Genomic DNA, 19,969 nt, shown 5'->3' with positions numbered 1-19,969 from the left:
TGCGAATAACAGCTCATCTTGAAGCTTTGTTTGAGATGATTTTTGGAATTGTAAATATTGATGAATTTCAAACAATTATAGTTTTTACAATTGTATTGATGGGGAGAAAAAAAACTGCTCATTCTTAATTAAATCAGCAAGGCTTTCGTGAATATTGCCGTAAGCAATATTTCTTATTTCCTAATCTGTGTACAAATTACTGTCTTTATACCGAAATGCTTATGCCGGGCTGTCAGAGGCGGCCTGGATGCTGGCCGTGGTAATGCTCATTAACCGGGCAGGTTCTATGGTATTGCCTTTCCTGAGTATTTATCTGACCGATGCCCTGGGCTTTGGCATAGGTGAAACGGGGATTATGTTGGCAACCTATGGTCTTGGAGCCATGGCTGGTTCACTGCTGGGAGGCTGGCTGTCAGACAAGATCAGCAACTTTTGGGTGCAGTTTCTAAGCCTCACCCTGGGAGGGGTATTGTTTCTGCTGCTTCCTATGATTACCCAATATGAATATTTGTTGCCCACCCTTTTTCTGGCCAGTATGGTTGTAGAATGTCTACGTCCGGCCAATACGGCCTCTGTTGCAGCCTATTCAAAACCTGAGAATGTGACCCGTTCTTTTTCACTGAACCGCATGGCAATCAATCTGGGGTTTTCGGTCGGCCCAGCCATCGGAGGTTTACTTGCTTCCCGTTCTTATGAATTATTATTTTATGCAGATGGTATTAGCTGTATATGTGCAGGTATTTTCTTTTACTTCTATTTTAGAAAAAGGACGCCTAGTGAAGTAGCTCCGGCTCCAATCAAAACTGCCCTTAAAAGCAGCTCTCCCTATCGGGATGGAACATTTATGGTATTCGTCCTGCTTACTACGGCTTATGCGATCGTATTTTTTCAGCTTTTCAACACTTTGCCAATCTATTACCGGGAAGTACATCAATTGTCGGAAGGTACCATTGGACTGCTGCTGGGGCTTAATGGATTGGTTGTTTTTCTGTTTGAAATGTTACTGGTAAATTATCTGGAACCCAGAGTACAGGTGATGAAAATGATAATCATAGGTACACTGCTATGCGGCCTATCGTATGCTTTGCTAAACTTCAGTACCGGACTCTCATTACTGCTAGTCGCTATGTTTTTGCTGAGCTTTGCTGAAATCATGGCCATGCCTTTTATGGTGACCTATACTATTCATCGTGCGAGTGAAGATAACAAAGGAGCTTATATAGGTTTGTACTCTCTATCCTGGGCCAGCGCTTTCATGCTGGCTCCCTACCTGGGTACCCGCGTAATTGATGTATATGGCTTTAGTATACTCTGGTGGAGCTGTGCCGGAGCAAGTCTCCTTGTGGCACTGCTTTACTATTTTAACCTGAAAGAAAGAAGTGTGAAGAAGCTTGCCTGAATGAGAATATATTTTCCTTCTCTTAACGCTTAATCTTATAGGTCTTTTTATTTTAGGGGATGGATGAGTTTATCTTTTTTGAAATTGAATTTGGAAAAGGAATAGCGGTAGAAAAAGGAGTTTTAGAGAAATCCTTCAAGATCAAAATACATAGCATTAATGCTAATATTGAATTCCCTCAAGTTTCATCTCCCTTGTCTTATAGCAATTTCAATGATCCCTATCTACTTACCCCTAAAAGTATTAGAAAATGGTATAAAGATAATTTTGAATGGGGAATGGTTACTAGCATTGATCAAAATAATGAAATTGAAGTTTTTGTAAGAAAAGCTATCTTGATTATACCATTTACAAATCAAATTGAAGGGGAAAAGATTATTAATAAGATGGAAGATATTAAAAAAAGTATAGAACTTTTCAGGCAGTATCTCTCAATTCATACTAAAGAATCTTTTGCTCCAAAGTATTATAATACTAGACCAAAAATTAATTATGTAACAAAAAATGAGTTAAGGCAAAAGCTTGACAAAAAATTTAATGAAAAGTACTCAAAGCCAGCTTATGCTTCTATTATAACTTATAATGCCTTAGATTCAAATCTCATCAGTAAAATTATTGATTATGTAGAAAAGTTGAAAGAGCCTCCACTTTCATTTCAATTACTTAATGAAGCAAGAAAATTATTCTTTCAGCAAAAATATCGCTCAAATGTATTTGAATGTGCCTCTGCTGTCGAGGTTTTGTTGACTGACAGAATTGAAAAGCATATAAAAAAAGAATACAGCAATAGTTTTAAAGACTCCATTTTGAGTAAGTATAATGGGTTAAAAAGTAAATACGAATTAGCTTGTTATCTAAATCTCTTTAAAAGGAAGTATGGAATTGTTGAACTAGCTGTGCTAAGAAACAAAGCTATTCATGCGGGTAAAACTATAGAAAGAAAAGAAGCAGCAGAAGCCTTAAAAATTACGGATGACTTTATCTATTCTGAGGTGACTCATCTCTCCTAAACATATTCCCGCTTATACTCCGAAGGTGTTTTCTGCATTACGCGCTTAAACTGCCGGTTGAAATTAGAAAGGTTGTTAAACCCGCTTTTATAACAGACTTCTGAAATATTATATCGGTTGTCACTGATCAGGCGGCAGGCATAACCTACGCGTAATTCGTTGAGAAAGGCAAGAAAAGTTTTGCGGGTGCAGTGTTTGAAGAATCGGCAAAAAGACTGAGGAGACATATTCGCCAGCTCAGCGACATCTTCCAGAGAGATGTCTTCTGTAAAATGCTGCATCATGTAGGCAAGCACTGGGTCCAGCCGTTCCGCATTGGCGTTGCCATAATGCTGCACAAAGCCCGGACTCGCTAAAGTAGTGTAGGCTTCTGTCTGGGCTAAGTGTATTAGTATATTCAGCAATTCTGTGAGCCGCAAAGGAGGAGAAAGGCGAAGCATCTTTTCCATGCGAAAAGCAATTTCATTTTTGCTCTCTCCTTCAATCTGCAAGCCTTGCCGGGAAGCGTTGAGCAGCTTTTTGACTTTGGCCATCTCAGGCAGTATAAAAAAGCCCTTACCTAAAAAGTCTTCAGCAAAGTGGATGACAATCGCTTCAGCTCTTAGCGTGGAATTTTTCTCATAGTATGCCGGATCGTTATCAAATACATGAGGAAGGTTGGGGCCCAGCAATGTCAGGTCTCCATCAGAGAAGTAGGAAATGTGATCTCCGATGATCCGCTTACCGCTGCTCTTTTGTACCAGCACCAGCTCATATTCAGGATGATAATGCCAGGGTGTAGGGTAATAAGGAAAAGAGTCTTTCTGTAAGACAAAAGAACATTCCGGCTCAGGTGTCAGCTTTTCCAGTATAGGCTTCATAATACTAATTTATCCGTATTTGATAATAAAATTATGAAAAATGTTAAAAACGTATGGGTTTTGTGCGTAAATATTTCCAAATTTTATAGAATAAAGGTTTAACAAAATACTAATGCACAATACAACGCATCAAATCTGTATGCTGGGCACCGGCCTGATCGGCTCTTTCTATGCCATGACATTGCTGGGCCACCGCCGGAGGGATACCATCGGCGCTGTCTACTCACGTACTGAAGAAAGAGGTAAAAAGTTTGCTGAGCAGTTCAATGTGCCCCGTACTTATACCGATCTAAAGAAGGCGGTACAAGATGATCAAACTGATATTGTCATTGTAGCGCTCCCAAATCACTTGCACAAAGAAGCTATCATGGCTGCCGTAGAAGCGGGTAAGACGGTGCTTTGCACCAAACCACTGGCCATGAATGGAAAAGAAGCATTGGAAATTCTGGAAGCCGTAGAAAAAGCCGGTGTCTTTCACGGGTATCTGGAAGATTTGGTCTATACCGCTAAAACCCTGGATGCACTGGAAGCTGTCAAAAGAGGAGCGCTGGGAAAGATCCTCTGGACCCGCTCGCGGGAAGCGCATCCCGGCCCACATTCCGACTGGTTTTGGGAAAGCGAAAAGTCAGGAGGAGGTGCTATCATTGACATGGGCTGCCATTGTATAGAGATCGGAAGAAACTTTGTGGGCAAAGATGTAAAACCTGTAGAGGTCATGTGCTGGGCTGACACATTGGTAAAACCCATCAGTGCTGAAGATCATGCGGTAGGTTTGGTCCGATATGAGACTGGTGCGGTTACTCAGTTTGAAGTGAGTTGGGCTTTCCGGGGAGGTATGGATTTGCGCGATGAAGTTTCTGGCACCGAAGGTACTATCCGTTTAGATCATTTTCTGAATACAGGCTATAATATGTTTACCGCTGTGGGTATGCAGGGTTATGTAGCTGAAAAGGCTGAACAGGAAACCGGCTGGCTTTCGCCGGTAGGAGATGAAATTCATGCGCTGGGTTATGACCAGATGTTTACCGACATGTTCAATGCCCTGGACAAGCAGCAAAGTCCCATGGAAACATTTTACGATGCCTATATCGTCAATGCCATCATGGACGCCAGTTACGCTTCCGCCAGATCTAAAAAGTGGGAGCCGGTCAAACTACCGCTCTGGAGGGGAAATACAGAAAAGCATATAGCGCTGGGTGCTAAAGAATATGATGCTGAGCACTGGCTGATTAAGGAAGAGCATCTGCCTGATGGCCGCAAAAAAGCAATACTTAAAGTAAAAGATAGCGGAAAGATCATTGAAAAAGAGTTATAAAAACTATAGATCTGCCAGACTTTCAAAATGAGGAAGATCTAACCTTCGTTCTTTATACGAGCATTAATAGTAAACCTTCAGCTATGAAAAAGTATCTATCATTTACTCCCAAACATCTGGCTGATTTTGAGCGGGATGGCTATGTGATTATTCGTAATTTCTTTCTGCCTGAGGAAGTCAATCTCATTTATCAGACCTCAGTGCAGGATCAGGTGATCAAGGAAAAATCTTTTGATTTCAATGACAGCAAAGGATTACGTACCAAACTGGCACTCTGGTATACGCCTCAGGACGATGTATATGGCATTTACAGCCGTTCGGCAAGAATGGTCAATGCCGCAGAGGTGATCCTGGGTGGCAAAGTAGGTCATTACCATTCCAAACTGATGCAGAAAGAACCTAAGAAAGGAGGCGCCTGGGAGTGGCATCAGGACTATGGATACTGGTACAACAATGGATTTTTGTATCCCGATATGGTCAGTATCATGCTGGCGCTTACCAGAGCCAATCGTGAAAACGGATGTTTACAGGTGTTAAAAGGTTCGCACAAAATGGGCAGGGTAGAGCACAATATGGCGGGAGAACAGGTTGGAGCCAGGATGGAAAAAGTGAATGAGGCTATGAAACGGCACGAATTGGTCTATGTGGAACTTGAAGCGGGAGATGCCTTATTTTTTCACTGCAACCTGCTACATCGCTCTGACAGCAATGATAGTGATCATTCCCGTTGGTCTTTGATTTCGGTTTACAATCTGCTTACCAATAAGCCTTACAAAGATGAGCCTTCCTCATGCTATACACCAATTAGAAAAGTGGATGATGATGTATTAATGGACTCTACTGGCAGGGGAATTTCCGAAAATGCGGATTTTCTTTCCAGTGACAAAGACAAAAAATTTAAGCAGAAAATTGAATAGCAGGCGTTACCCATCAATTTATTACTCACCTAAAATTCATTAACCATTCAATACATGCGTAACTACAACAACAACCGAAGAAGATTTATTAAAAAGTTAGGCGCTTCGGCGGCTGGCCTGGCTGGTGTTCCTGCCATAGCGGCTCAGCAATCTCCTCATGCTTTTCAAATCCTGAAAAAGAAAAATAGAATCGCGGCCAATGAGCGTATCAACATCGCTACCATTGGCGTGGGAGGTATGGGTTTTGGGGATACACATGCTGCGCTCAGCTGCGGAGAAGGAGCAGAACTGATCGCCACCTGTGATTGCTACGATGACCGTCTTATCCATTCCAAAGAAGTATTTGGGCAAAGTGTAAAAACTACCCGTGATTATAAAGAGGTACTGGATAATAAAGATATAGATGCGGTCATTATTGCCACGCCTGACCATTGGCACAAAACTATTGCTATTGAGGCTTTACGTAAGGGGAAAGCAGTATACTGCGAAAAACCAATAGTGCAACACATCCCTGAAGGGCATGAGCTCATCAAAGCTTATAATGAAAGCAACTTGCCATTTCAGGTAGGTAGCCAGTTCGTAAGTTCATTGACTTATGAGAAAGCAAAAGAGCTTTATCAGGCAGGTGAAATTGGAAAATTCAATTTTGCTGAGGCCTATTTTGATCGCCACAGTGCTATCGGCGCCTGGCAGTATTCTATTCCACCGAACTTAGAGAGAGAGGCCATTGCCTGGGAACAATTTTTAGGAGATGCCCCTGACCGCCCCTTTGATGCCAAACGTTTTTTCCGCTGGAGAAATTATCAGGATTATGGTACTGGAATTCCAGGCGACTTGTTCGTTCACCTTTTTTCTATGCTGCATTTTATCACTGGCTCGCACGGACCCGAGCGGGTGATGGCTACCGGAGGTTTACGGTATTGGGATGACGAGCGCGATGTAGCTGATGTGATGCTGGGTATGTTTGATTATGCAGAGACTCAAAACCATCCTGCCTTTAACTTTTCTCTCAGGGTAAACTTTGCTGATGGTTCTGGCGGACGTAGCGGCATACGTATGGTAGGCTCTGAAGGGGAGATGGAACTGGATTGGGATGCAGTGACTGTGCGGCGCAGAAAATTACCTAAAGCACCGGGTATGAGTATCGGTTCTTTTTCTGAAGCAACGCAGAAAGAATTCAAAGAATGGTATCAAAAAGAGTATGCTAACCTTCGGCCTGAGATGCATGAACCCAAAGAAATGACTTATCGGGTACCGGAAGCATATGGCTATGATGGTATGCGGCAGGATCATTTCGATAATCTCTTTCAGGCTATGCGTAAAGGCGAAAAAGCTACGGTAGAAGACCCCGTTTTTGGCCTAAGAGCAGCCGGGCCTGCTTTGGCGGCTAATATTAGCCATTATGAAAAGAAGATGGTGCATTGGGATCCTGAAAATATGGATATCAAGGCCACCTGATAGGAAGTGGAGTTATATAGAACGACTCATAAGAGTCGTTCTGCTTCCATTCTTCACTGGATACATTCTACACTTCACCCAGCACATACATGGCTTCCAGGGTAGGGTTCTCACTACCGCCCTCCGGTTCTAAGGTAATGGCAAAGGCAGAAGCATTTTGTATCTCCTGCATGTCTACCAGCTGGTTTTGCAGATCAAAAACACCTGCGCTCTGGGGCTGACCATCTACAATTGCCCAAAGCTGGTACTGCTTACCACTTTCCGGAGTGGGTAATCCAGTCGAATGCAGGTAAACTTCTTCAGATTCAGCATTCCAGTACACTACGGCGTAGGCAGAAGGTGATACATCCGTACCGTTCAGTTTTACCTGCGTGAAATTCGGGCTGGATAATATGTTTTGTTGTTCCTGTAGTTTATCGTAATCACTGCGCAGTGCCTGATACTCCTGGGTAAGGTTCTGATTTTCAGCAAGGTAATTTTCTAGTTCAGATTCCGTAACCTGCCATTGCTGGCGGTAATATATCGCCAGTACAGTTGCCAATACCAGTAATGCTGAAGCTGCAGCCGACCAGTATTGCCATAGTTTCATACTTTTGAAGGATTCGGGTTGAATTTCAGACGTATTTTTTTCAGGAGAAGGCTCCTGATCTAAGCCTTGTTTATCTGTTTTTAGCTCACGCTCTATTTGTTGAAGAATCTTTGACTTTACTTCTTGACGAGGCTGTAGACCAGCTTTCATAGCAATTCCTTCCAAAGCCTCTTCAGTTTGTTCTATCTCTTTTTGTACTTCGGGGTAGCGTTGCGCCATCTCTTCAACTTCGCGCATCTCTTCCTGATTCAGCTCGCCCAATACATAGGACTCAATAACCCCCGAATTTATCCATTCGTTAATATTCATGGCACAATTAATTTTCTAAGCCTGACCATAGCCGCCCTCAAGCGGGTTTTCACCGTTCCCAGAGGAATGTTATACTCTTTTGCCAGTTCTGATTGGGTATAACCACGAAAATACAGCTGCTCTACCACAAAACGTTGATCATCATTCAGGTCTTTAAGGGCATTCTCCAGGCCTATAGGATCGGTAACGGTTTCCGTATGCAGTTTGCTGTCAAGGATACTTACGTTATCGGAGATGCTATCGGATTTGCTGTGTTGTTTCATCCCTTTAGAACGAAGCTTATCCAGCGCGAGATTACGTGCAATACGTAGCATCCAGGTAAATAGCCGCCCTTTGCTGGAATCAAATTGGTCTATTTTATTCCAGTAGCGCATAAAAGCATCTTGCAACACTTCTTCAGCCACATCGGTTTGCACGACAATCCTTTGAATCACCCCGTAGATAGCATCAGCATAATGATCGTACAGATAAGACAAAGCTTCTTTGTCTTTCTTCCGAAGTTTTTCTACAAGTTCTTCCTGCTTCACTAATACCAGTTAAAATGAATTGTTGCTTGCTTATTTAACTATTAGATTAATGCTAAGTTAGCAGAATTAGTGAGAAATACTTTTTTTACCAAAAAACTTCAGGTTAAACGCATTTAATTTTTAGTCAAGTTTTTAAGAATGTTTAGCAGATAATTATCATCCCAACCTGCTATCTTTCTTCTGTTCTTCACGCTTTCCTTATCTTGAACTTGATTGAGCAGTTGCAGAGCTAACTTCCGAGCGGTTGTCATATTCTCAGCAGCATTGCCTGTTTTAGTTCTACTCATATCTTCTCGGAATACAACATCAAGTTTCCAATGCAGATGATTTTCAATGCTCCAATGATTTCTAATGAGTTTATTAAACTCTTTAGCAGTAACCTCTAAACTGCTTAAATAGAAGCGGTTTTCATAGGTAATTTTTCCACCCTTTTCCCGGTTTGCTTCCACCATTATGATTGACTTTAAATGTTTCCATTCTGATAAATCATCTAGTAATGCAAGCTGGGTTTCCACATAACAGACTCTCTTCTCAATGCGGCCACTACCAAAATCTATCCACTCATCAAAGCACATATGCTTTTTTCTTTTACTCATCCAGTCTGTAATCTGCTCATACATATGCTTATGATCTTTCTTGATAGCTATCAAATAGTCTCCTCCTTTCTCTATAATTAAATCGCACGGCGAACCGTCTGCATTCTTGAGCTGGCAACCGGCTGCATCACTGCTCACTAAGGAGCCTTCCAAATCCAAAGACTTCAACAATTCAGGAATAGCGGTCTTTTCATTGCTTTTAGCATCTACTTTTTCCTGACCTAATATCAAGTGGTGTTCGGCTACCCAGGCACTTAATATACAAATGCCGCTCTTCTTAAAGCCTGACTTTGCTGTACCGCAAAGCACCTTACCATCCACGTTGATTTGGACAATACTACTTTTGATAAACCCTAATAACTCCTTAGACCAACGATACAGGCAACCTCCAAAAGCTGATTTGTCCATATATTTGAACACGCGATTAAAAGTGTCATGAGAGGGAATACCATTCGGTAGCTCTAAAAATCCTCTCAAGAATACCTCCTTTCGTTTACCATAGGCTTCTATCTCTTCAAAATCATCTGCTCCACTTACTATCGCACATAAGGCTATGACTAAAATATCTACCAGATTATGCTTCTTGCGCCGATTTATCCTAAAATCAGGAACGCTTCCAAAAACCTTTTGCCAATTCATCTGGCAAAGTTAGCTCTCTCCTCTTTTTTTACATACGTTTAAATGCGTTTAACCTGAAAAAACTTGCAATAAGCCTACAGATGTAGAGGAGATGAGGGCTGCTTAATCCCCATACTGCAAAAGTTTAAAGAATAGTGCAATCATTAAATCAGTATAAAGTTTACACTTTTCTCTCCAGATCTCGGATACGTAAATGGCTGAAAGAAGGGATAAAGACAGACTATAAGGCGGAACACTCATAATCTTACTATTATATCAGTGGCGCCTATTCTAATTCAAAGGCTATTTTATCCCCTTGTTCTATATTATTTCGGTTGGTAAAACCACCATTGACCTCAACCACATATAAGGCATTTTCTTCAGAGGGAATGGATTTTTCAGAATAAGGCATGACAGATTTATAAATCATAAAAATGGTAGAATCCTCTGATACGTACATAATGTCCAGTGGAATTTTAGTGTTTTTCATCCAGAATGATTGGGGACGTGCTTCATCAAATATGAAAAGCATCCCGGTAGAATCTTCCATGCTGCTACGGTACATCAGCCCCTGGCTTCTCTGTGAGTCGTCATCAGCTACTTCTATGGCAATGTGAGCTAATGTATCTGCAGTATTTTGTTCCAGAAAAACAAGTTCACCCTCTTTGACAAATGCAGGTTCTTCAACACTTTCTATATCAGGCACATAAGTGTAGTCACCAGCATCTTCATTTATCCAGTAGGCGATGCCGATAACAATGCCTACAACGATTGCAATCAATAGCATCTTTCGCGCTGAGGATATTTTTGTCACTTGCTCTTCGTTGGGAGGGTTGGGACCTTTATGGGCTTTGCTCATGGTTGATTGATAGCACTAATTTGTTCCGAAATTCATTGAATGCAATCTTAAATAATTTCGTTCTTTATTGAAAGAAGAAATGTGTAGATCAATCGCAGAGATTTGGAAATACATTCATTAACCTTAAACAAATACAAGGCAAGGTAATTCAGATCAAATTCATCTTTCTTTATTCCAACCTTGAATGTCAGTAGTGTGTCATGGGTTTAAAACAATATTAACCCATGCGTAGATATTTGAATAGTCCTGCCATACTCATTTCAGTAATTTTGTTTGCCTGTGAAGAAGACCCTATCATCGAGAAGAAAGATTTGGTGTACGCTTATGACTTTAAGGAAAGCTTGCAGGAGTGGTCTGTTGGTTTTACAGATTATCCGTTAGGAGAAGAAGAATTTTACGAACTGGATTCAGCTTGGGTCACGCTACCTTATCCCTTGAATCAGACAAAAAAATCGCTGATGATAGAAGGAAATAACCATAGTGATGACCTTTTTATGTTTATGAAACGTAAAATAAAAGGTCTTGATACGCTGACACAATATAGCGTGAGTTTTAGTGTAGAATTCGCATCCAACTATCCTGAATCCTATTTAGGGGTAGGAGGTAGCCCGGGAAGCTCGGTTTTTTTGAAAGCAGGCGTAACTCTGGAAGAACCTATCGCGGTAAAGGAAGATGGAAACTGGCGCATGAACATTGACAAAGGGAATCAGGCTGAAGGAGGGACTGATATGCTGTTACTGGGTCATATAGGCACAAATCGGCAGGATGAGCAGTATGATTTGATCAGAAGGAACAATAATGAAGAGCAAAGCTTTAAGATGACTACTGATGAAAAAGGTGAGGCCTGGCTCATCCTAGGTACTGATTCCGGTTTTGAAGGTAAAACCCGTTTGTACTACAACAGAATAAAAGTCACCTTTACACGGCATGAAGCATAAATTTTGATTAGTATTTTAATATAGTCCAATAAAAAAGAAATAAAGATGAGAGAGATAAAATATATATTTTTATTAAGCTTATGTCTTATGATATCAGGTGTGAGTTTGGCGCAGAATGATCAGGAGATGGTCAAAAAAATAGAAGTTTATGGTAGCGCGAAAAAGGAAATCACTCCCGATGAAATCTATTTTTCTATCACCATGAAAGAATACATAGGAGAGGATAAAGCTAAAGTATCTATTGAAAAACTGGAGAGAGAGCTTTACAATGCTGTTCGTAAGATCGGTATTCCGGAGGAAGATTTTCAGATAGAGAATGTATACGGTTACAACTATAACTGGTATCCCTGGAACAAAAAGAAAGACCGTGAGGATTTTCTTGCCCAGAAGCAGTATCGTATCAAATTTTCAGAGTTGGATAAGATCAATCGCTTGTTTGCCTATCTGGACCCTAAAGGCATTCAGAATGCGAATATCTCTGAATATTCTCACTCTCAGATTGAGCAATATCGCCGCGACCTAAAGATAGAGGCACTACGAAATGCCAAAGAAAAAGCAGACTATTTACTGGAAGGAATTGATGAGAGAAGAGGAGAGGTGCTGGAAGTTCAGGAGGTCAACAACAATGGTTATCAGCCACCCGTCATGTACAAAGCCCGCAATATGGCGATGATGGAATCTGCTGACTCAGGGGCACAAGCGCCCAGCATAGATTTTCAGACGATAGAGATAGAAGCGGAGGTAAGGGCAGTGTTTAGAATTGAGTAAGCAATAACTTGCAATATGGGAAACCGGCTTAAGGCCGGTTTTTTTATTAATACAAATTTTCAGAAAGAGCAGTCAAGAATCAATATAGCCAGAAAGCATACAAAATGATAAAGGTAATCACAGTAAGGCCAAGCAGCGGAATGGCAATTAAATAATATTTCCAACCATATTTCTGACGGTACGGGTTGTTAGAACCGATGAGAATCACTCACAGAAAACCTTCCAGACCAAATCCGATGAGTGCCAGAATTAATTTGCCCATGTTTTTGAATTAAGGTTGACGGATTGCTTTAGATGGTGTTTACTTATATCACGTTGACATCTCAAAAAAAGTTAGTGATGTGTGTTTAACTAACAATAAAATTTGATTTAATGCCCTATTTGCGCATCGCCAGGCTGATAGGAAGTATCTGAAAGTAAGCTTGGAACTTTTGAGAGAGATGCCTAATATTGTAGCCTGCAAGTCAATGAATACCTTTCTATAAGGTAGTTGATTTATACAGAAGCGTGGAGAGACAGGCTCACCGAAGCGCTAGCAACCTCCCTCCGATAGGAAAGGTGCTAAATCCTGATCTCGGCAAGTGCCGGGAGAATATAAATTAATGAGTCAAATGAATACAAATAACACTTTCTTAAGTAAGTCCAGTTTTACATCTTTTGCATGTTTTTTTGCGCTTATGATGTATATTGGTAAGTACGGTTGCTGTTGCAACTGACAAGTAGAGGTAGCGCTTTGCCTTTTCGCCAAGCCTATGGCTTTTCTGAATGGCAGCATCTTACCTAAGCAATAATTTTTAACCTATTACTTTCAAAAACAACTTACAAAACTATGTCAGAAACACACAAATTTGAAACCTTACAACTTCATGCCGGTCAGCAGCCTGATCCTACGACCGGTGCCAGAGCAGTCCCTTTGTATCAGACTACATCTTATAATTTCAAAGATGCTGATCACGGAGCGAATCTCTTTGCGCTAAAGGAGTTCGGAAATATCTATACCCGTATCATGAACCCTACCACCGATGTGTTTGAGCAGCGCATGGCTGCTTTAGAGGGTGGGGTGGCTGCGCTGGCAGTAGCTTCAGGGCAGGCTGCTCAGTTTATTGCTCTGAATAATATCTGCGAAGTGGGCGATAATATCGTATCTACCAATTATCTGTATGGCGGTACTTATAATCAATTCAAAATCGCTTTCAAACGTGTAGGTATCAATGTGCGCTTTGTGCAGGGTGAAGATGTGGCAAATTACGAAAAGCAGATTGATGAGAAAACCAAAGCCATCTACTTAGAAACCATTGGAAACCCTGAGTTTAATATTCCTGACTTTGATGCTTTCGCTGCTCTGGCACAGAAGTATGATATTCCTTTGGTAGTAGATAATACTTTTGGTACCGGAGGCTATCTTTTCCGTCCTATAGAACATGGAGCTGCAATTGTTACTTCCTCCGCCACCAAATGGATAGGGGGACATGGTACCAGTATTGGAGGTGTCATCGTGGATTCAGGCAATTATGACTGGGGCAACGGTAAATTTCCGCAGTTTTCTGAGCCTGCTGAAGGTTATCATGGCATCGTCTTTTCGGAAGTATTTGGTAAAAATAACCCTTTGGGCTTGCCCAATATTGCTTTTGCAATCCGTGCCAGGGTAGAAGGTCTGCGGGATTTTGGACCTGCTTTAAGCCCTTTTAATTCCTTTTTACTGTTACAAGGTCTGGAAACACTATCATTACGTGTGGACAGAACGGTAAGTAATGCGCTGGAACTGGCTAAATGGCTGGAGCAGCACGCTGAAGTAGAAAGTGTAAATTACCCCGGACTGGAATCCAGTAAGTATCATGATCTGGCCAAAAAATACCTGAAGCGAGGCTTCGGAGGAGTGCTTACTTTTAAGCTGAAAGGTGACCTGGAAAGAGCTAAAAAGTTTGTCAACAGTATGAAGTTAGTAAGCCACCTGGCTAATGTAGGTGATGCTAAAACGCTAATTATACATCCGGCTTCTACTACCCACTCTCAGCTTTCTGAGGAGGAACAAGCACACTCTGGCGTACATCCTACGCAGTTGAGAGTGTCAGTAGGTATTGAGCATATTGATGACATCAAAGACGATTTCAAACAAGCATTTAAACAAATATCAGATACTGTACTGGTATAAAAAGCCAATGCAAAGAGAAGATAATTTCATTTACGAGGAACAATTCATGCTGGAGTCGGGAGAATCACTTCCCGGCTTTCAGCTTCGTTATACTACTTTCGGTCAGCTCAATGAGGCTAAAGATAATGTAATCTGGGTATGCCATGCGTTAACAGCCAATGCTAACTTCCTGGATTGGTGGGAAGGTTTATTCGGCAAAGGCAGATTATACGATCCCGAAAAATATTTCATTATTTGTGCTAATATGTTGGGTTCATGCTATGGCTCAACCGGCCCATTGTCCATCAACCCTGCGTCCCGTAAACCTTATTTTCACGATTTTCCACTACTAAGCAATCGTGATATGGTCAAAGCCTTTGACCTGCTGAGACAGTCATTGGGCATTGACAGAATCCACACCGTAATCGGAGGGTCACTGGGAGGACAGCATGCACTGGAATGGGCGGTTATGGAACCGGATCGTATAACGCACATGGTGCAGCTTTGCTCTAACGCCCAGCATTCCCCCTGGGGCATAGCTTTCAATGAGTCGCAAAGGATGGCTATAGAGCAGGATCCTACCTGGACCAATAAAGATGCGAATGCAGGAATGCATGGGTTGGCGACAGCACGCTCTATTGCACTACTTTCCTATCGTCATTATAATACTTATCAAAAAACCCAAAGTGAAACGACTAATGGCAAGGTAAATCATTTTAAGGCCTCTTCTTACCAAAGATACCAGGGAGATAAACTCGTCAGACGCTTCAATGCATACTCTTACTGGCTGCTGTCCAAAGCCATGGATTCGCATAATGTAGCAAGAGGACGGGCTGGTATGGACGAAGTACTGGCGAATGTAAAAGCGCAATCATTATTTCTTGGAGTGTCCACTGATATTCTCTTTCCCGTCAGTGAGCAGCAGTTTCTCAGCGATCGGGTGGCAAATGCACAGTTGGCAATCATTGACTCTGATTACGGCCATGATGGTTTCCTGATAGAAATTCCCAGCCTGACCCGGGAGATCAGGCGATTTTATGAAAAAGCCAGGCCAAAGCCTGCTTTTACTGATTATTAATAAGGATGCAGGCTAAAGCTTAAGGATTAGGAGCTTTTAAGCTCAACCCCTCCAAAGATGACCACTCCTTTTATGATAATCTCTGTATCAGCATTTGGAATATAAGTTTGAGGAAAAGTACGTTTATCGTCAACGCCTCCTGCTATAGGGGTCACATCCAGATGCACATTCCAGTCATTTGGAATAATAATGGAAGCGCCTCCCATAAAAGCGAACACATCAATCTCGTGGCGGCCTGGCGCAGGTTTTGCGTTTAGCAAATTGAGGTCGGTGCCCCCCAGTACCGCAGTGACTTTGGCTCCTCTGAAATGATTGGAATAGGCAATTTTTTTATTACCCCCCAGCACTGCCGATACTTCAAAGTAATCTTCATCGGACTCATAGCTTCTGAAACCATCTACATTTTCAGTTTTTTTTTCACGCGAGCGTCTCAACAGAAGAGATAGCCCAACAATAATGAAGATTGCAGGCCAGAATAGCCAAATTTCGGAAATGAGCTGACCAATGGTAAGATCAAGTATATCAGCAATAAGAAAGACCCCACCCACTACTATCAGCGTAATGCCTCCACCTTTATTTTCTCTGGTACCAATAAGCAACAAGCCGATTGCGATTAGGAGGGTCTTCCAGGAAAGGATGTAGCTAGGTAGGAAAAATGGTAGCAGGTTAAGGTTATAAAGTAAGAGGTATGCGCCAATCAGGACGAAAATAAAACCAACTATGATCCTGCTATCGGGTTTTCGAGATCGTTCTGCCATGGGATATGCTTTTGTTAATGTTGATATTGAAAGATCAATTTACAAAATGATGTGAAAATTAGAAGAGAAGTGGATGGATATAAAAAAAGGGCACATAAAGTGCCCATCCCAAAAAATCAGCTTAATGCTGTCTCTGCTCTTCGTTAATCTTTAGTTGAAAAATATGAAGCAATACTTAAAAAATTACTTAGGTATTTATGTAAACAAAGTAACGAATTTTTTAGATAACTAGCTAATAAAAAATCGTTAAACTCTATTTAAATTATTCATTTGCAGCAAGATTAGCAATTTTTTGAAAAATTATCCCTCTTGTACCAGCATAATTCATATTGAATGTTTGAAAGTTAGTATTGAAAATAATTTTATAGGTGTTATTACTTAACTCATAGAGATTTAATACATGAAGAACTGAAGTATTTCTTTGGGCATCATACAAAATAATTTTTTCTCCTTTAGGCTCAATTTTGAGTTGGTAGGTAGCATTTAGCTCAGGGCCGTAATAAGATCCGCTAAGCTGATGTATGTCTGTAACGTAATTTTTCCGCGCTGCGTATGGTTTGTGCATTACTGTATCTACGCTCTCTTTATCTTTTTCCTCGGGACCTAACTGATCTTTGAGAAAAACTGATGCTACCTCATATGCACGTGCCAAAGGATTCAGCTTGTCTATATTTCCTAAAATAATGACAGAGAACTGTTCGTCAGGAAATCGTAGATATACTGCTCTGTGGCCCTCATAGACCCGGTATGATGCATTGTTTCCAAGCCCCGATATGTTCCGTTTATCAAAGCATAGGCGTAGTTGACTTCTTTTCCATTATTGTACATACCATTGGTTTGCAACTACTCAATAAGTGCCTGACCACGCTTACCCAGCCGATTATGATAAAAATTCTGATCTCATAAGTACAGGTCCTCTACGCTACTGTAAAGGCCTCCCGAACCTACCAGATCAAAACGCATAATAAGGTTTCCTATGCTATCATCAGCCAGCTCAGTATAGCCTGAAGCCGCATAGGTATGATACGTTTATCATCATCATTAAGCTGAGTATGATGCATACCCAGTGGAGCAAATATATTTTCCCTGGCGAATCCTCTTAGTGACTTTATACTGACCCTTTCAATAAAGATGGACATCAAAAAGTATCAGGTGTTGCTATATGCATATTCCACTCCGGAAAGTTAAGTCCCTGCTGGCGGCAGATTAGCGCAAAGATCTCTTTTTCAGGTATGTCATCCATCATGTTCTGCCGCTTATCTCCCACAGGGTGAGCTTATCCTTTAAGCCACAGATATGATGTATGAGGTGACGCAGTCCGATGGTATGCCCGTAATCCGGAAGTTCGGGAATGTATTTTCTTACATCATCATCCAGCGATAGCTTTCCTTCCTCTTCTAGCAACAAAAAGGAAGTGACTACAAATTGTTTAGAGATTGAGCTAAATGAAAATATGGATCGGGGAATGATCGGTACATTGTATTACAGGTCAGCCATTCCATACCCTTTGCTGTATAGGATTTCTCCCTGATGTATGACTGCCAATGTACATCCTGGAGTGGCGCCCCCCCCGTACTGTTGATGGTAGAAGTATTCCTGCGCGAAAAGATCGTATCCACCTCTGCATTGGCGAGACTCACACTCTGCTTTTCACAAGCACATAGTGATGCTATGCAACAGCATAAAATAAAGTTAGCAAGTCTGTTCATAATAAAAATATAGGAATAAACTCAGGTAAGAATGACAATGTAAATGAATAAAAACTCATTGTGGGGAAAATTAATACGTGTGCACTTTAAGTGCCAAATACATAAAATTAAAGAAGATTAGTTGAAAATATACACCTTTAAAAAACCATAAAAGCTTAGAAATAGCTAAAATCAATAAAAAATTATACAAATAGTTTATTTTTATTAAAGAAAAGTTATATAATTGTAATAGAATACAGATGTAAGATTTATCCTAAATAACCATAACATGAGAAATATTTCACTTTTAGTCCTTTCATTTTTATTACATGGCAGTCTACTCGCTCAAGCACCACAAGAAGGAATAGTAAAACTTACCAGCCAGGATGTGGTCAGTGGTAAGGTTGATATCAACTCGTTTATCAATTCTGCAGTAGTAACTTTGGACGACGGAAGGCAACTTACTTACCATGCTTCCATGATAACTTCAATTGAAACAGTTGATGAGTGTGATTTTAGCAGAGCGTATCGCTGCTATGATTATAGATCCAATAGCTTCTTTGACCGTATGGAGAAAAAACTTTTTCAGGTCGTAGCAGATGGAGAGATCACCTTGTTAAGGCGTGTTTTTGAGTATGATGTATTTGATGCCAGCGATGAATACACCGTTGAGGAATTTTATTTTATTGATGAGGAAAATAAAGTGAAACGGCTGAGAAACTTTAAAAGACAAATTCTACCTATGATGAAAGATTATCAAACAGAAGTAGAAGTGTTTCGTGATCGTAATGGATTGAGCAATCTTCACAAAGAAGTAAATATGTATCTGCTGATCTCTTATTTTAATCGCCTGAAGGGTAATGAGCATATTGAGGAGGATGCCTTGACGATGAATGAATAGGTAGCTTGCTATTTGTTACGGTAGCAACAGGGAAGAGTCACCATAACTGAGAAAGCGATAGTTATTTTGTAAAGCATGTTGATAAATCTGTTTCCAGTCTTCTCCCACCAATGCTGCGATAAGTAAGATAAGTGTAGACTTGGGCAGGTGAAAATTGGTAATCAACCCCTGGCAAACTCTAAATTTGTAGCCCGGGTAAATAAAAATTTCTGTTTCACCTATGAGTTGATCAAACCTGTGCTTTTCCATATATCCAAGAATGTTATTCATGGATTCCTTTAATGAAATAAGGATTTCAGGATTATCCTGATAAGCAACTAACTTGGGAATCTTGAAAGAAGCATTTGCATCTTTGCTGAGTAGAACACCAAACCAGTACAGACTTTCCAGCGTGCGAAGAGAGGTAGTACCAACTGCAATAATCTTTCCTTCTTCATGGGCTAACAAACGCTCAATGTGAGTTTTGTTGACTACCATCTGTTCTGAATGCATAGGATGCTGAGTAATATCGTGCGCTTTAATTGGCTGAAAGGTACCGGCACTTACATGCAGCGTTAGGTAATCCTGAATAATGCCTCTGTTCTCCAGTGCTTTGAGAACTTCAGGCGTAAAATGAAGACCAGCGGTAGGGGCCGCTACTGCGCCTTCATGGGCCGAGTATACCGTTTGGTAGCGAGGTTTATCCTCATCTGTTGCCTCACGTTTAAGATAGGGTGGGAGAGGAGTACGACCCGCGGCTTCCACTATATCTACAAAGCTCATTTCAGGATTGTCCCAACTAAAGCTGACAATCTGCTCATCGGACCTTTCTAGCGTAGCGGAAAGAACTATTTCCTTGCTGTTGATTGATAATGATTTTTTGAGTACTAAATCGCTTCTCCACTTCTTTTTATTGCCAATCATACAGTGCCAGCTACACTTTTGCTTAGCGAGCATGGCTTCGCCAATTATAGTACTTGGTGTTATCGGGTTGAGCAAAAAAACTTCTATGTGTGCGCCCTCTCCCTGGGCAGTTGAGGGTTTTTGAAAAAACACACGTGCGGGAATGACTTTGGTAGCATTAAAAAAGAGATGGGATTGTGCAGGAAGCAGTTCTGGCAATTCAATAAAGGAACGGTCCTCAATTTTTCCGTTTTGATAATGTAATAGTTTTGCCTGATCACGCTTTTCTAAGGGATGACGTGCGATTTGTTCATCGGGTAAATGATAATCGTAGGATGCTAACTGGATGACTTCTCTGTTCATATGCC

The 19,969-nt window shown here is 41.1% G+C and carries 20 protein-coding genes and 1 riboswitch; of the genes, 10 read left to right on the top strand and 10 right to left on the bottom strand.

Annotated features, from left to right (window positions below):
- The first annotated feature begins 187 nt into the window (after positions 1 to 187).
- Together OKW21_RS16365 and OKW21_RS16360 are read left to right on the top strand one after the other, a co-directional pair.
- Complete coding sequence (locus OKW21_RS16365; protein WP_277481070.1) at positions 188 to 1,399, top strand: MFS transporter; 1,212 nt, start codon at positions 188 to 190, stop codon at positions 1,397 to 1,399.
- A gap of 59 nt (positions 1,400 to 1,458) precedes the next feature.
- A complete protein-coding gene (locus OKW21_RS16360; protein WP_277481066.1) occupies positions 1,459 to 2,409 on the top strand; it encodes a hypothetical protein in 951 nt (316 codons plus the stop codon).
- On the opposite strand, the gene OKW21_RS16355 is transcribed toward OKW21_RS16360, so the two are convergent.
- Complete coding sequence (locus OKW21_RS16355; protein ID WP_277481064.1) at positions 2,406 to 3,269, bottom strand: AraC family transcriptional regulator; 864 nt, start codon at positions 3,267 to 3,269, stop codon at positions 2,406 to 2,408. The genes OKW21_RS16360 and OKW21_RS16355 overlap by 4 nt on opposite strands.
- Positions 3,270 to 3,381: 112 nt before the next feature.
- Between OKW21_RS16355 and OKW21_RS16350 the strand changes: the two genes are divergently transcribed.
- The 3 genes from OKW21_RS16350 to OKW21_RS16340 all read left to right on the top strand — a co-directional run bounded on the left by OKW21_RS16350 (position 3,382) and on the right by OKW21_RS16340 (position 6,959).
- Entirely contained in the window at positions 3,382 to 4,584 is a 1,203-nt protein-coding gene (locus OKW21_RS16350; protein ID WP_277481063.1) for a Gfo/Idh/MocA family protein, read from the top strand.
- Positions 4,585 to 4,667: 83 nt separating this feature from the next.
- On the top strand, positions 4,668 to 5,501 hold the full coding sequence (locus OKW21_RS16345; protein WP_277481060.1) for a phytanoyl-CoA dioxygenase family protein: 834 nt from the start codon (positions 4,668 to 4,670) through the stop codon (positions 5,499 to 5,501).
- Positions 5,502 to 5,555: 54 nt separating this feature from the next.
- On the top strand, positions 5,556 to 6,959 hold the full coding sequence (locus tag OKW21_RS16340; protein WP_277481058.1) for a Gfo/Idh/MocA family protein: 1,404 nt from the start codon (positions 5,556 to 5,558) through the stop codon (positions 6,957 to 6,959).
- A gap of 67 nt (positions 6,960 to 7,026) precedes the next feature.
- Here the strand turns inward: OKW21_RS16340 and OKW21_RS16335 are convergent, their stop codons facing one another.
- The 4 genes from OKW21_RS16335 to OKW21_RS16320 all read right to left on the bottom strand — a co-directional run bounded on the left by OKW21_RS16335 (position 7,027) and on the right by OKW21_RS16320 (position 10,457).
- On the bottom strand, positions 7,027 to 7,857 hold the full coding sequence (locus OKW21_RS16335; protein ID WP_277481056.1) for an anti-sigma factor: 831 nt from the start codon (positions 7,855 to 7,857) through the stop codon (positions 7,027 to 7,029).
- Entirely contained in the window at positions 7,854 to 8,384 is a 531-nt protein-coding gene (locus OKW21_RS16330; RefSeq protein ID WP_277481054.1) for an RNA polymerase sigma factor, read from the bottom strand. The genes OKW21_RS16335 and OKW21_RS16330 overlap by 4 nt, the downstream gene beginning before the upstream one ends.
- Positions 8,385 to 8,497: 113 nt before the next feature.
- Complete coding sequence (locus OKW21_RS16325) at positions 8,498 to 9,619, bottom strand: ISAs1 family transposase (RefSeq protein WP_277476480.1); 1,122 nt, start codon at positions 9,617 to 9,619, stop codon at positions 8,498 to 8,500.
- A gap of 265 nt (positions 9,620 to 9,884) precedes the next feature.
- Entirely contained in the window at positions 9,885 to 10,457 is a 573-nt protein-coding gene (locus tag OKW21_RS16320; RefSeq protein WP_277481050.1) for a DUF192 domain-containing protein, read from the bottom strand.
- A 224-nt stretch (positions 10,458 to 10,681) separates the two neighbouring features.
- On the opposite strand from OKW21_RS16320, the gene OKW21_RS16315 reads away from it, so the two are divergent.
- The 4 genes from OKW21_RS16315 (at position 10,682) to metX (ending at position 15,372) form a co-directional block, all read left to right on the top strand.
- Complete coding sequence (locus tag OKW21_RS16315) at positions 10,682 to 11,395, top strand: hypothetical protein (RefSeq protein ID WP_277481048.1); 714 nt, start codon at positions 10,682 to 10,684, stop codon at positions 11,393 to 11,395.
- Positions 11,396 to 11,482: 87 nt separating this feature from the next.
- Positions 11,483 to 12,163, top strand: coding sequence for an SIMPL domain-containing protein (locus OKW21_RS16310; protein WP_277481045.1), 681 nt, complete (start codon positions 11,483 to 11,485; stop codon positions 12,161 to 12,163).
- 492 nt (positions 12,164 to 12,655) lie between these two features.
- Positions 12,656 to 12,764: riboswitch (SAM riboswitch) on the top strand.
- A 228-nt stretch (positions 12,765 to 12,992) separates the two neighbouring features.
- Entirely contained in the window at positions 12,993 to 14,315 is a 1,323-nt protein-coding gene (locus OKW21_RS16305; protein ID WP_277481042.1) for an O-acetylhomoserine aminocarboxypropyltransferase/cysteine synthase family protein, read from the top strand.
- Positions 14,316 to 14,322: 7 nt separating this feature from the next.
- Positions 14,323 to 15,372, top strand: a complete 1,050-nt coding sequence (gene metX / locus OKW21_RS16300) for a homoserine O-acetyltransferase MetX (protein WP_277481039.1) — start codon at positions 14,323 to 14,325, stop codon at positions 15,370 to 15,372.
- A 26-nt stretch (positions 15,373 to 15,398) separates the two neighbouring features.
- On the opposite strand, the gene OKW21_RS16295 is transcribed toward metX, so the two are convergent.
- The 4 genes from OKW21_RS16295 to OKW21_RS16280 all read right to left on the bottom strand — a co-directional run bounded on the left by OKW21_RS16295 (position 15,399) and on the right by OKW21_RS16280 (position 17,597).
- The gene (locus OKW21_RS16295; protein WP_277481037.1) at positions 15,399 to 16,130 is read right to left on the bottom strand and encodes a LiaF transmembrane domain-containing protein; all 732 of its coding nucleotides are present in this window, start codon (positions 16,128 to 16,130) and stop codon (positions 15,399 to 15,401) included.
- 262 nt (positions 16,131 to 16,392) lie between these two features.
- Positions 16,393 to 16,782 carry a hypothetical protein gene (locus tag OKW21_RS16290; protein ID WP_277481034.1) on the bottom strand — a complete coding sequence of 130 codons (390 nt, stop codon included), beginning with the start codon at positions 16,780 to 16,782 and terminating at the stop codon, positions 16,393 to 16,395.
- 23 nt (positions 16,783 to 16,805) lie between these two features.
- The gene (locus OKW21_RS16285) at positions 16,806 to 16,958 is read right to left on the bottom strand and encodes a hypothetical protein (RefSeq protein ID WP_277481032.1); all 153 of its coding nucleotides are present in this window, start codon (positions 16,956 to 16,958) and stop codon (positions 16,806 to 16,808) included.
- Positions 16,959 to 17,372: 414 nt separating this feature from the next.
- Positions 17,373 to 17,597, bottom strand: a complete 225-nt coding sequence (locus OKW21_RS16280) for a serine hydrolase (RefSeq protein WP_277487716.1) — start codon at positions 17,595 to 17,597, stop codon at positions 17,373 to 17,375.
- Positions 17,598 to 18,107: 510 nt separating this feature from the next.
- Between OKW21_RS16280 and OKW21_RS16275 the strand changes: the two genes are divergently transcribed.
- Positions 18,108 to 18,719: a hypothetical protein gene (locus OKW21_RS16275; RefSeq protein ID WP_277481028.1), complete on the top strand. Its 612-nt coding sequence runs from the start codon at positions 18,108 to 18,110 to the stop codon at positions 18,717 to 18,719.
- A gap of 15 nt (positions 18,720 to 18,734) precedes the next feature.
- Here OKW21_RS16275 and OKW21_RS16270 read toward each other — a convergent pair whose 3' ends face one another.
- The gene (locus tag OKW21_RS16270) at positions 18,735 to 19,964 is read right to left on the bottom strand and encodes an S-adenosylmethionine:tRNA ribosyltransferase-isomerase (protein ID WP_277481021.1); all 1,230 of its coding nucleotides are present in this window, start codon (positions 19,962 to 19,964) and stop codon (positions 18,735 to 18,737) included.
- Positions 19,965 to 19,969 lie beyond the last annotated feature (5 nt).

Origin of the sequence: Catalinimonas alkaloidigena (assembly GCF_029504655.1) — a bacterium.
Taxonomy (GTDB): Bacteria; Bacteroidota; Bacteroidia; order Cytophagales; family Cyclobacteriaceae; genus Catalinimonas; species Catalinimonas alkaloidigena.
This window is presented reverse-complemented; position numbering and strand designations above follow the sequence as displayed.

Bases quoted from the DNA above. Each gene is read 5' to 3' on its own strand.
- OKW21_RS16360 (WP_277481066.1), top strand. From the start codon at position 1,459: ATGGATGAGTTTATCTTTTTTGAAATTGAATTTGGAAAAGGAATAGCG.
- OKW21_RS16355 (WP_277481064.1), bottom strand. From the start codon at position 3,269: ATGAAGCCTATACTGGAAAAGCTGACACCTGAGCCGGAATGTTCTTTT.
- OKW21_RS16350 (WP_277481063.1), top strand. From the start codon at position 3,382: ATGCACAATACAACGCATCAAATCTGTATGCTGGGCACCGGCCTGATC.
- OKW21_RS16345 (WP_277481060.1), top strand. From the start codon at position 4,668: ATGAAAAAGTATCTATCATTTACTCCCAAACATCTGGCTGATTTTGAG.
- OKW21_RS16340 (WP_277481058.1), top strand. From the start codon at position 5,556: ATGCGTAACTACAACAACAACCGAAGAAGATTTATTAAAAAGTTAGGC.
- OKW21_RS16335 (WP_277481056.1), bottom strand. From the start codon at position 7,857: ATGAATATTAACGAATGGATAAATTCGGGGGTTATTGAGTCCTATGTA.
- OKW21_RS16325 (WP_277476480.1), bottom strand. From the start codon at position 9,619: ATGAATTGGCAAAAGGTTTTTGGAAGCGTTCCTGATTTTAGGATAAAT.
- OKW21_RS16320 (WP_277481050.1), bottom strand. From the start codon at position 10,457: ATGAGCAAAGCCCATAAAGGTCCCAACCCTCCCAACGAAGAGCAAGTG.
- OKW21_RS16315 (WP_277481048.1), top strand. From the start codon at position 10,682: ATGCGTAGATATTTGAATAGTCCTGCCATACTCATTTCAGTAATTTTG.
- OKW21_RS16310 (WP_277481045.1), top strand. From the start codon at position 11,483: ATGATATCAGGTGTGAGTTTGGCGCAGAATGATCAGGAGATGGTCAAA.
- OKW21_RS16305 (WP_277481042.1), top strand. From the start codon at position 12,993: ATGTCAGAAACACACAAATTTGAAACCTTACAACTTCATGCCGGTCAG.
- metX (WP_277481039.1), top strand. From the start codon at position 14,323: ATGCAAAGAGAAGATAATTTCATTTACGAGGAACAATTCATGCTGGAG.
- OKW21_RS16295 (WP_277481037.1), bottom strand. From the start codon at position 16,130: ATGGCAGAACGATCTCGAAAACCCGATAGCAGGATCATAGTTGGTTTT.
- OKW21_RS16285 (WP_277481032.1), bottom strand. From the start codon at position 16,958: ATGTACAATAATGGAAAAGAAGTCAACTACGCCTATGCTTTGATAAAC.
- OKW21_RS16275 (WP_277481028.1), top strand. From the start codon at position 18,108: ATGAGAAATATTTCACTTTTAGTCCTTTCATTTTTATTACATGGCAGT.
- OKW21_RS16270 (WP_277481021.1), bottom strand. From the start codon at position 19,964: ATGAACAGAGAAGTCATCCAGTTAGCATCCTACGATTATCATTTACCC.